This is a genomic window from Hydrogenophaga sp. (genome assembly GCF_018780075.1).
GTDB lineage: Bacteria > Pseudomonadota > Gammaproteobacteria > Burkholderiales > Burkholderiaceae_C > Hydrogenophaga.
Genome location: NZ_JADMKB010000188.1, coordinates 1 through 10286 on the forward strand (window position 1 = coordinate 1; position 10286 = coordinate 10286).

The window sequence follows — 10286 nt, forward strand, 5'->3', positions numbered from 1 at the left end:
TGTACTTCCTCATGAAACCCCTCGAAGTTTGTCCAACTTCTGGGGGTCAGTTCAGCGCCGCTGCGCGGCTTCCCCCCAAGGGGGACGCGCTTGGTGGCCCGGCAGAGCCGGTTCCACGGGCGCCCTGTGCAATGCGGTTCGTCAGCCGTCTCTGCAGCGCTCAGGTCTTGTAGCCCGGGTCCAGCCGCTCCACCTTGCGCAGCAGCGCGGGCCACGCGAGCATCGCGCCCTGGCCGGCGGTGGCGATCTTCATCACCTCGCTCATGCCCGCGAGGATGCGCGGGTCCACCTGCGTGAGTTCACCGCCGCCGGCCAGCGCGTCGATCTGGATGCGGCAGGTGTTCTCGAAGGTGTACATCGAGAGGAAGGCGTCGGGGATGCTGGTGCCCACGGTGAGCAGGCCGTGGTTGCGCAGCACCAGGAAGTTGGCCGAGCCCAGGTCGGCCTGCAGGCGCGGCTTCTCGTCCGGCCGGAAGGCCACGCCCTCGTAGCCGTGGTACGCCAGCGAGGCCAGCACGAAGGTGCTTTGCTGGCTGATGGGCAGGATGCCCGCCTTCTGTGCGCTCACGCCCACGCCGGCGCGCGTGTGGGTGTGCAGCACGCACTGGGCCTCGGGCCGCGCCTCGTGCACCGCGCTGTGGATCACGAAGCCGGCCGGGTTGACCGGGAAGGGCGAATCGATCAGCTTGTTGCACGCCATGTCCACCTTGACCAGGCTGCTCGCCGTGATCTCGTCGAACATCAGGCCGTAGGGATTGATCAGGAACTGGTGCTCGCCGCCGGTGACGCTGTCGGGCAGCTTGGCGCTGATGTGGGTGAAGACCAGATCGCTCCAGCCGTAGGCCGCCACCAAGCGGTAGCACGCCGCGAGGTCGCAGCGCAGCCGCCACTCGTCGGGGCTGACGGTGTCTTTGAGGGAGGGGATGTTGAGCATGACGTGTCTCCTGCGCCGCGTCGGGGGGCGCGGCTGTGCGCGACATGGTCGCGCGGACATCGCGGGCGGGCTGTCGCAGGTCGGACAAGCGGAGACGCAGAAAGGGGACAAGCGACCTCTCCGGCGCGCGTGCCCGAACCCAGATCACGGCGGAACCGGCTCCGCCGGGCCGCTCGTGATGCCCCCGTGGGGGTGACGCCGCAGGCGGCGCGGGGGTGTGCCCCTCGCGGCGCAGGGGGGTTACTTCTTCATGCTGCAAGTGTTGAAACCCAGCATCGCATACGGCGGGCACCAGCCCATCAGGCCCGTGGCCAGCGGCACGAGGCCCACGTAGCCCCAGACACCGATGGTGCCGGTGGCGGCGGCGGCGATGAGGGCCAGGCCGACGACGATGCGCAGGGTGCGGTCGATGCCGCCCACGTTTTTGGTCATGTGAATGCTCCAGTGAAGGGAAAGGGTCAGGGGGTCACCGCCGGGCGCAGGGCGAGGCGATGGGCGCAAGAGCCATTGCACCCCTTTGTGCGGCGCCGGTCTGTGACCGGGGTCACACAGGGTCTCTGGCGCTCAGCCGCCCTGTCCCGCCGCCAGCGCGCGCAGCCCGGCGCTGTCGCGGATCGTGATGCTCTCGCGCGAGAGCTCGACCAGGCCGTCGCGTTCGAAGCGGTGCAGCAGGCGGGTGACGATCTCGCGCACCGTGCCCAGCTCGTCGGCCAGCGCCTGGTGGGTGGTTTTGAGTTGCTGGCCGTGGCCGAGCAGGGCGTTGGCCAGGCGGCTGTCGAGTTTCTGGAAGGCGATGGCCTCGATCAGGCCGGTGAGGTCGGCCATGCGTGCGGCGAACAGGCCGAGCACATAGCCGCGGAACGCTTCGTCGCCGAGGGCGGTGTGGAAATCGGGCGGCGACAACAGGCACAGCGTGGTGTCGCAGGTGGCCACGCCGTGCGCGGTGAGCGGCTGGTCGGCGAACAGGCCGGCGGACGACACCAGGCACATCTCGCCCGGGGTCACCCGGTACAGCTCCAGCTCGCGGCCGTTGGCGGCGCTGCGCGAGACGCGCACCTCGCCGGCGAGCACCAGCGGGAAGCCCTGGCAGGGGTCGTTTTCGCGGAACAGCCGGGTGCCGGCTGGCACGGTCATGGGCGTGAGCCGGGCCAGCAGCGGGTGCAGCGCGCCCAATGCCGGGTACAGCGTGAGCAGGTCGGGCGGGGCGGTGGCGGGCATCGGCGCATTGTAGGAGGAGACCCGGCGATGGGGTGGGAGATCCGAACGGCAGGCCAAAGTTCGTTCGAATTATTTGAATGGAGGCTTCAAGGCATTTCACCCTTGGCGCGCGGGGGGCTCCCTACACTGCCGCCATGTCTTCAATTCCCGTCACCCGTTACCACCCGCTGGCCCGTGCGCTGCACTGGCTGCTGGCCCTGGCCCTGGTGGGCAACTTTGCCCTGGGCCTGTACATGGCCGACCTGCCGTTTTCGCCCGCGCGCCTGCAGTACTCCAGCTGGCACAAGTGGGCCGGTGTGCTGGTGCTCGCTTTCTCGGCGGTCCGTCTGCTGACGCGGCTGATGGCGCCGCCACCCGCCTTGCCGGTGGCCATTGAAACCGCCATGCCCGTCTGGCAACGCATGGCCCACCACGCCACGCACCACGGCCTGTACGCGCTGTTTTTCGCGGTGCCGCTGCTGGGTTGGGCCTACAGCTCGGCCGCCGGCTTCCCCATCGTGCTGTTCGGCCTGTGGCAGCTGCCCGACTTCGTGCCGGTGAGCGAGTCGCTGTCCGACGTGCTGAAAGAACTGCACGAGCTTTCCGCCTTCGCCATGGCCGCCCTGGTGCTGCTGCACATCGGCGGCGCGCTCAAACACCACTTCATCGACCGCGACGGTCTGCTCCAGCGCATCGGCTTTGGTCGCGGCTGATCCTCGTTTTCCAGGAATCTCTATCTATGAACACCCGTTGGATGCCGTTGGCGCTGGTCGCCGTCAGCTTGTTCCCCTTCGCCGCGCAGGCCCAGCAGGCGCTGATCCCCGCCCAGAGCGAGGTGGCCTTCACCAGCCGCCAGATGGGTGTGCCCGTGGAGGGCAAGTTCAAGACCTTCAGCGCCCAGGTGGCGTTCGACCCGACCAAGCTGGCCACCAGCAAGATCGCCTTCAGCGTGGACACCGGCAGCGCCGACATCAGCCGCGAGGCCAACGCCGAGCTGCCCAAGGCGACCTGGTTCAACGTGGCGGCCTTCCCCAAGGCGACCTTCGCCTCCAGCGGCATCAAGCGCCTGGACGCCAACAAGTTCGAGGTCACCGGCAAGCTCAGCATCAAGGGTGTGATCAGCGACGTGGTGGTGCCCGTCACGCTGGCGCAGAACGGCGCCACCACCACGGCGACCGGCGCCTTCCCGATCAAGCGCCTGACCTTCCGCATCGGCGAGAAGGAGTGGGCCGACACCTCGATGGTGGCCGACGAGGTGCAAGTGAAGTTCAAGATCGCCCTCACGGGTGTTCCCAAGTTGTAACCCCCCCGCGCCGCTGCGCGTCACCCCCCAGGGGGCGATGCCTGTGGCCCGGCAAAGCCGGTTCCACGGCATCCGGGGCTTTGGGCACGCGCTCCGGACGAGTTTGTCTTTCCCGTTTTCTTTTCTACCAACCCGAACCTAGGAGTTCATCCCATGCGCACTTCCCTGACCCTGCTGGCCGCGGCCGCCGTTCTGTCCACCGCCGGCATCGCCCAGGCCGCCGACTACGCGATCGACCCGACGCACACCTTTGCCTCCTTTGAAATCGGCCACATGGGCGCCACCACGAACCGCGCACGTTTCGACAAGAAGGACGGCAAGATCAGCTTCGACAAGGCCGCCAAGACCGGCAAGGTCGACATCAGCTTCGAGACCGCTTCGGTGAACTCCGGCACGGCCATGTTCGACAAGCACCTGCAGAGCGCCGAGATCCTCGACGCCGCCAAATTCCCCAAGGCCCAGTTCGTCTCCAGCAAGTTCGTCTTCAATGGCGACAAGGTCGCGTCCGTCGACGGCAACCTGACGCTGCTCGGCAAGACCCAGCCCGTGACCCTGAAGGCCAACCAGTTCAACTGCTACGAGAGCCCCATGCTCAAGCGCGAAGTCTGCGGCGGCGACTTCGAGACCACCATCGACCGCACCGCCTTTGGCGTGAACTACGGCATCGACTGGGGCTTCCCGAAGAACGTGCGCCTGGTGCTGCAGGTCGAAGCGGTGAAGCAGTAACCCCCCAGGATCGATCCCCCCTGCGCCGCTGCGCGGCTTCCCCCCGGAGGGGGGACCACGCCCTTGGACCGGCAAAGCCGGATCTTCGGCGTGTGCTGGGTGAGGCACGTGCCTCCGAAGAGGCTTGTTTCGCTTGGTTATCTTTAGGGGCCCGCTCTTGCGGGCCTTTCTCATGGCTTCGTGGCGTGCTCCAGGCGCTCCAGAAAATGCAGCGCGTGTTCGCGTGTGTCGCCGCACATCTCCCGGCTGGGCGGCAGCGATTCGCACACCTTCGGCCGCTCGGGCCGGCCGAACAGGCGGCAGCGCAGGACCTCGTCCAGGTGCGGGCAGGGCACGCCCGCCGGTTTGCCGCCCGGAAGGCCCGGCATCGGGCTGCTGATGGACGGCGCGATGCAGCAGGCGGCGCAGCCGGGGCGGCAGGCGAGGGTGGGTGCGGAAGTTGCTGGCATGGATCCCGATTGTCATGGGTTCACCGCGGGTCGGGCGCTACACTCGGCCGCCGGCTTGAGATTCGGGTGGGCCTGCCGATGACCCCCTGTACCCGCTCGATGCCCCGGCCCACCCCGTGAAGATCCCCACCCCCGAACTGCTGATTGCGCAACTGACCCGTTGGCGCATCTGGATGTACGCCGCGCTCGCCTTGCTGCTGGGCGCGCTGCTGGTGCAGGCGGCGCACAAGGTGATGGTGGAGCTGAGCTACGGCGCCATCGTCGAGGCGGTGCGCGGCACGCCGCCGGCCACCTTGCTGCTGTCGGTGCTGGCCACGGCGCTGAGCTTTCTGGCGCTGACCTTTTACGACCGCTCCGCCCTGCGGTACGCGGGCGCCCGGCTGCCCTACCGGGTGGTGGCCGAAACCTCTTTCATCGCCTATGCGCTGTCCAACACCATGGGGCTGGGTGTGCTCACGGGCGGTGCGGTGCGCATGCGCCTGTATGGCGCGGCGGGGCTGGAGGCGGGGCTGATCACCCGTGCCATCGCGTTCAATGCCATCGGTTTCACCATCGGCATCGTGGTGGTGGGGGCGGCCTCGCTGGTGTGGGGCGCCGGTGCGGTGGCGGCCATGGTGGGGCTGTCGGCCGGGCTGCTGAAGGCCCTGGGCGTGGCGGTGTTGGTCGCCGCGGCGGTTTTTGTGGGCATGTGCCGTGGCGGGGGTGACGACCTGCGTCTGGCGGGCTGGTCGCTGCGCCTGCCCAGCGCGTCCATCGCCGCCCAGCAGTTGCTGATCTCGGCCGTGGACGTGGTGGCGGCGGCGGCGGCGCTGTGGTTCCTGCTGCCCGAGGGAGCGATCGGTTTCCCGGCCTTTGTGGGCTTCTATTCGCTGGCCATCGCCCTGGGCGTGATCAGCCATGTGCCCGGTGGCCTGGGGGTGTTCGAGTCGGTGATGTTGCTGGCGCTGGGCCAGCAGGTGCCCGCTCACCAGCTGGTGAGCGCGCTGGTGCTGTACCGCGCGGTCTACCACCTGCTGCCGCTGGTGCTGGCGCTGGGGCTGCTGGTGCTGTCCGAGCTGCAGCGCGGCGCCGCCACGCCGGTGGTGCGGGCGGCGGCCAGTCTGTCGCCGCTGCTGCTCTCGGCCTTCACCTTCGTGATCGGCGTGATGCTGCTGGTGTCGGGCGTGACGCCGGCCAACGAGGACGCGACCACGTTGCTCGCGCAGCTCATGCCGCTGCCCATCGTCGAAGCGGCCCACTTTCTGGGCAGCATCATCGGGCTGGCGCTGCTGTTTGTGGCCCGGGGCATGTTCCTGCGGCTCGACGCGTCGTGGTGGGCCGGCCTGATCCTGGCGCTGGTGAGCCTGGTGCTCTGCCTGCCCAAGGGCATCGCGGTGTCCGAGGCGGTGCTGCTCAGCGTGCTGACGGCGAGCCTGGCGCTGTCGCGCCGGCAGTTCAACCGCAAAGCGGCGCTGTTCTCGCAGGCCTTCACCGGCGGCTGGCTGGCCGCGGTGGCGGTGGTGGTGGCGGCCACCGGTGCCTTGCTGTTCTTCGTGTATCGCGATGTCGCCTATGTGAACCAGGTCTGGTGGCAGTTCGCGTTCGACGGCCACGCGCCGCGCTCGCTGCGGGCCATGGTGGCGGTGGCGCTGGTGGCGTTCTTCGTGGCCCTGGTCCAGCTGATGCGCCGGCCCCACCCGGCGCTGATCAAGCCCAGCGCCGGTGCGCTCGACCAGGCCGCGCGCATCGTGCGCGCGCAAGGGGTGGCGGGCGCGGGGCTGGTGATGATGGGTGACAAGAGCCTGATGGTCTCCGAGTCGCAGCGGGCGTTTGTCATGTTCGGGCGGCGCGGCCGCTCCTGGGTGGCGCTGCACGACCCGGTGGGACCGGCCAGCGAGTGGCCCGAGCTGGTGTGGCGCTTCGTCGAGCAGGCGCGCGAGTCCGGCGGGCGGGCGGCGTTTTACCAGGTGCGCCCCGAGGCGCTGCCGGTCTACCTGGACGCCGGCCTGCGCGTCTACAAGCTCGGCGAGTGCGCCCTGGTGGACCTGCCCGGCTTCAGCCTGCAGGGCAAGCCCCGCGCCAACCTGCGCCACGGGGTGGCGCGCGCGCAGCGCGAAGGCCTGAGTTTCGAGGTGCTGGCGCCCGGCGCGGTGGCGGCGGTGTTTGATGAACTGCAGGCGATTTCGGACGCCTGGCTGAACGATCACAGCACGGCCGAGAAGGCGTTTTCGCTCGGCGCGTTCCAGCGCGACTACGTGCTGGGCCAGCCGGTGGCGCTGGTGCGACAGGCCGGCCGGGCGGTGGCGTTTGCCACCCTGATGTGCACCGACCAGAAGGTCGAGGCCAGCGTGGACCTGATGCGCCAGCTGCCCGACGCGCCGCGCAGCTCGATGGATTTCCTGTTTGCCCACGTGATCCTGCACTTCCAGGCCCAGGGTTTCCAGCGCTTCAACCTGGGCATGGTGCCGCTGGCGGGCATGGCCCAGCACCCGCTGGCGCCCCACTGGCAGCGCCTGGCGCGCCTGCTGTTCAACCACGGCGAAAACTTCTACAACTTCCAGGGTCTGCGCGCCTTCAAGGCGAAGTTCGACCCGGTCTGGGAGCCGCGTTACCTGACCGCGCCGGGCGGGCTGGCGCCTTTCATCATCCTCACCGACATCGCCGCCCTGATCGCCGGCGGCTTCCGACGGGTCATGTCCAAATGAACACCTTTGCCACCGCCTTGCTGGCGTTGTCGTGCGCGCTGACCGCACCGGGTCTGGCGCAAGCGCAGGAAAAAATCTCGCACGGCCGCTTCAAGGACGTGCAGCTCTACCGGCCCAAGGGCGAGGTGAAGTCGTTCGCCATCCTGCTCTCGGGCGAGGCGGGCTGGACGCCCGCGATGGCCGCGATGGCGAAGCCGCTGGTGGAGCAGGGCGCGGTGGTGGCGGGCGTGAACACGCCGCAGCTGCTGGCCCTGCTGGAGAAAGACGGCGGCGACTGCGCCCTGCCCGACGGCGATTTCGAGAACCTCTCGCACTTTCTGCAGGGCTACGCGCACCTGCCGGCCTACTACCCGCCGCTGCTGGTGGGGCAGGGCTCGGGCGCCAGCCTGGCCTACGCCCTGCTGGCCCAGGCGCCCGAAGGCACCTTCGCCGGCACCCTGTCGACGGGCTTCTGTCCCGAGCTGGTGCTGGCCAAGCCCTTGTGCAAGGGGGACGGGGTTCATTTCCGGCAAAACGCCGACAAGCGTGCGCTCACTCTGCTGCCCGCTGGCAAACTGCGGGCACCGTGGATCGCCCTGCAGGGCAGCGACGACAAGGCCTGCGAGGCCGGGGCCGCCCAGGCCTTCGTGGCCCAGGTGCCCGGGGCCGAACTGGTGCCGCTGCCGGGGGCCATGGAGCACGGCGTGCTGTCCGGCAAGGGCGCGCTGCCGGCCTACCAGTCCGCCTACCGCCAGCTCACGGCGGGGGTGGTGGTCAAGCCGCCGGGCGCCGGCAGCGACATCGCCGATCTGCCGCTGGTGGAGGTGCCGTCCAACGTGCCGTCCGATGTGTTTGCGGTGCTGGTGTCGGGGGACGGCGGCTGGGCGGGGCTGGACAAGAAAGTGGCCGCCGTCATGGCCGCGCGCGGCGTGCCCGTGGTCGGGCTGGATTCGCTGCGCTATTTCTGGAAGCTGCGCACCCCGCAGGGGCTGGCCAGCGACATGGACCGCCTGTTGCGCCATTACGCCGTGCAGTGGAAGAAGAGCCGGGTGGTGCTGGTCGGCTACTCCCAGGGGGCCGACGTGCTGCCGTTCGCGCTGAACCGCCTGTCCAGCGCGTCCCGAAGCCTGGTGGTGCACACGGTGCTGATCGGGCCGGGGGAGAAGGCCTCGTTCGAGTTCAAGCTGTCCAACTGGGTGGTGCGCAACCACCTGGGCACGCGGCTCAAGCCCGAGCTGGCCAGCCTGTCGGCCGCCACCACCACCTGCCTCTACGGCAGCGACGACCGCGACACCATCTGCCCCACGACCTCCACCGAGCTCGTGACCCCGGTGCAGCTCAAGGGCGACCACCACTTCGGCGGCAACTACGAGTTGCTGGCCGAGCAGATATTGCAACAAGCCCGGGTGCCTTAGATGGAACATCCCCGCCGCGCTGCGCGCGACCCCCTCAAGGGGGCGGCACTGGCCGTCCGGCGAAGCCGGCCCGGCGGTGCCCTGGGGTGGGTCACCTCATGCGTTGTGGGGCGCGCTCCGGCCTGGGGCGCATTTCAATAGTGGCGCAATCTCAGGCGTTCAAGCGCTGTGCGGCGTTGAGCACCTGGTCCACCACGCCCTGCACGCTGCTGCGGGCGGACTCGGCCACCAGCTGACCGTTGGCGTCAAAGGCTTCGCCGGCTTTGGACAGGGCGAACTGTTTCGGCGCCACCCAGCATTGCAGGTTCATCATCAGCGGCGTCAGGTGGCTCAGGCTGCGCAGGCCACCGAGCGCACCGGGCGAGGCCGAGAGCAGGCCGACCACCTTGCCGGCGAAGGGCTTGGTGCCGCTGGACCAGACCGGGTCGCCCTTGATGGGGCTGGACACCCAGTCGATGGTGTTTTTCAGCAGCGCGGTGTAGCTGCCGTTGTACTCGGGCGAAACCACCAGCCAGGCCGGGTGGGCGAAGAAGATTTCCTTGAGCCTGACCACGTCGCGCGGCGTGCCTTGGGCTTCGAGGTCGGCGTTGTACAGGGGCACGTCGAAGTCGGCCAGCTCGATGTGCGTGACCTGGGCGCCGGCCGCGCCGGCCAGGGCGGCGGCCTGGGTGGCCAGCTTGCGGTTGAAGGACTGGGCGCGGGTGCTGCCCGCGAAGACGAGGAGGGGGGTGGGGGTGGTCATGCCCCGATTCTGGCACCGGAGCCACGCAGGATTCCTGCGGATGCCGGGGCCGGCTTGGCGCCGAGCAGCCTTCGCCCGGGGTGGACTGGCTGGATCTCGGTGCTCACTGGACTGCCCTCCGTGCTGCGCACTGCGGTGCTGAGCGCCTTCGGAGCGGCCGGGCGGCGCTCACGGCGAGGGCGGGTGTTGCGCCGCGTCCAGCGCCAGCAGCAGGCGGGTGCGCTCTTCGCGCGCCACGGTCTGCCAGTGTTGCCCGGTGAGCGCGCCTTCGAGCGCCCAGAGCAGGTTGAGGCTGGCGGGCTGGCCGGCGCGTTTCACCTGCAGGTAGGCGGCCACCGCACCCAGCCGTTCGAGCGCCGTGCGGTCCGGTATGCCCGCAGCGGCCAGCATGGCCAGCGACTTGGGGCCGAGACCCGGCAGGTGATCGCGCAAGGGCATGCTCATCGGCAAAGAAGCGGCAAAGGCGGGTTGATGGGAAAATAGCGGGCTTTCCGCCGGGCCGGGTCTGGTCCGCCGGGGTGTGTTTCACGTGAAACATCGCCGCCTGCATTGTCGGGCACAGACCCCCGCTTGTGTCCCTGGAGCCGCTTCATGTTGTACCCCCAAGAGTTTGATGTCATCGTCGTCGGCGGTGGCCACGCCGGCACCGAGGCCGCGCTCGCCGCCGCGCGCATGGGCTGCGCCACGCTGCTGCTCACCCACAACATCGAGACGCTGGGGCAGATGAGCTGCAACCCCAGCATCGGCGGCATCGGCAAGGGCCACCTGGTGAAAGAGGTGGACGCGCTGGGCGGCGCGATGGCGCTGGCCACGGACGAGGGCGGCATCCAGTTCCGCATCCTCAACAGCAGCAAGGG

The 10286-nt window shown here is 69.2% G+C and carries 12 protein-coding genes; 6 read left to right on the forward strand and 6 right to left on the reverse strand.

The genetic code is table 11. From position 1 onward, the window contains the following. Nucleotides 1–160: 160 nt before the first annotated feature. The 3 genes from IV088_RS26025 to IV088_RS26035 all read right to left on the reverse strand — a co-directional run bounded on the left by IV088_RS26025 (nucleotide 161) and on the right by IV088_RS26035 (nucleotide 2152). Nucleotides 161–934 (reverse strand): class II aldolase/adducin family protein, encoded by a 774-nt coding sequence (locus IV088_RS26025; protein WP_291108011.1) that lies wholly within the window; start codon nucleotides 932–934, stop codon nucleotides 161–163. 240 nt (nucleotides 935–1174) lie between these two features. After that, on the reverse strand, nucleotides 1175–1366 hold the full coding sequence (locus tag IV088_RS26030; protein WP_291108013.1) for a DUF2892 domain-containing protein: 192 nt from the start codon (nucleotides 1364–1366) through the stop codon (nucleotides 1175–1177). A 132-nt stretch (nucleotides 1367–1498) separates the two neighbouring features. Next, nucleotides 1499–2152: a Crp/Fnr family transcriptional regulator gene (locus tag IV088_RS26035; protein WP_291108016.1), complete on the reverse strand. Its 654-nt coding sequence runs from the start codon at nucleotides 2150–2152 to the stop codon at nucleotides 1499–1501. A 134-nt stretch (nucleotides 2153–2286) separates the two neighbouring features. Here IV088_RS26035 and IV088_RS26040 point away from each other — a divergent pair, with 134 nt between their 5' ends. The 3 genes from IV088_RS26040 (at nucleotide 2287) to IV088_RS26050 (ending at nucleotide 4160) form a co-directional block, all read left to right on the forward strand. Then, complete coding sequence (locus tag IV088_RS26040) at nucleotides 2287–2844, forward strand: cytochrome b (RefSeq protein WP_291108019.1); 558 nt, start codon at nucleotides 2287–2289, stop codon at nucleotides 2842–2844. Between the two features lie 26 nt (nucleotides 2845–2870). Further along, nucleotides 2871–3434 carry a YceI family protein gene (locus IV088_RS26045; RefSeq protein ID WP_291108022.1) on the forward strand — a complete coding sequence of 188 codons (564 nt, stop codon included), beginning with the start codon at nucleotides 2871–2873 and terminating at the stop codon, nucleotides 3432–3434. A gap of 153 nt (nucleotides 3435–3587) precedes the next feature. Next, entirely contained in the window at nucleotides 3588–4160 is a 573-nt protein-coding gene (locus IV088_RS26050) for a YceI family protein (RefSeq protein ID WP_291108024.1), read from the forward strand. 170 nt (nucleotides 4161–4330) lie between these two features. Here the strand turns inward: IV088_RS26050 and IV088_RS26055 are convergent, their stop codons facing one another. After that, on the reverse strand, nucleotides 4331–4609 hold the full coding sequence (locus IV088_RS26055) for a YkgJ family cysteine cluster protein (RefSeq protein WP_291108026.1): 279 nt from the start codon (nucleotides 4607–4609) through the stop codon (nucleotides 4331–4333). 116 nt (nucleotides 4610–4725) lie between these two features. Here IV088_RS26055 and mprF point away from each other — a divergent pair, with 116 nt between their 5' ends. After that, nucleotides 4726–7293 carry a bifunctional lysylphosphatidylglycerol flippase/synthetase MprF gene (mprF, locus tag IV088_RS26060; protein ID WP_291108028.1) on the forward strand — a complete coding sequence of 856 codons (2568 nt, stop codon included), beginning with the start codon at nucleotides 4726–4728 and terminating at the stop codon, nucleotides 7291–7293. Continuing rightward, nucleotides 7290–8687: an AcvB/VirJ family lysyl-phosphatidylglycerol hydrolase gene (locus IV088_RS26065; RefSeq protein WP_291108030.1), complete on the forward strand. Its 1398-nt coding sequence runs from the start codon at nucleotides 7290–7292 to the stop codon at nucleotides 8685–8687. The genes mprF and IV088_RS26065 overlap by 4 nt, the downstream gene beginning before the upstream one ends. A gap of 151 nt (nucleotides 8688–8838) precedes the next feature. Here IV088_RS26065 and IV088_RS26070 read toward each other — a convergent pair whose 3' ends face one another. Together IV088_RS26070 and IV088_RS26075 are read right to left on the reverse strand one after the other, a co-directional pair. After that, nucleotides 8839–9429: an NAD(P)H-dependent oxidoreductase gene (locus tag IV088_RS26070; RefSeq protein ID WP_291108033.1), complete on the reverse strand. Its 591-nt coding sequence runs from the start codon at nucleotides 9427–9429 to the stop codon at nucleotides 8839–8841. 168 nt (nucleotides 9430–9597) lie between these two features. Beyond that, a complete protein-coding gene (locus IV088_RS26075; protein ID WP_291108035.1) occupies nucleotides 9598–9867 on the reverse strand; it encodes a TfoX/Sxy family protein in 270 nt (89 codons plus the stop codon). A gap of 153 nt (nucleotides 9868–10020) precedes the next feature. Here IV088_RS26075 and IV088_RS26080 point away from each other — a divergent pair. Continuing rightward, on the forward strand, nucleotides 10021–10286 hold a 266-nt coding region (locus tag IV088_RS26080), incomplete at its 3' end, for an FAD-dependent oxidoreductase (RefSeq protein ID WP_291108038.1).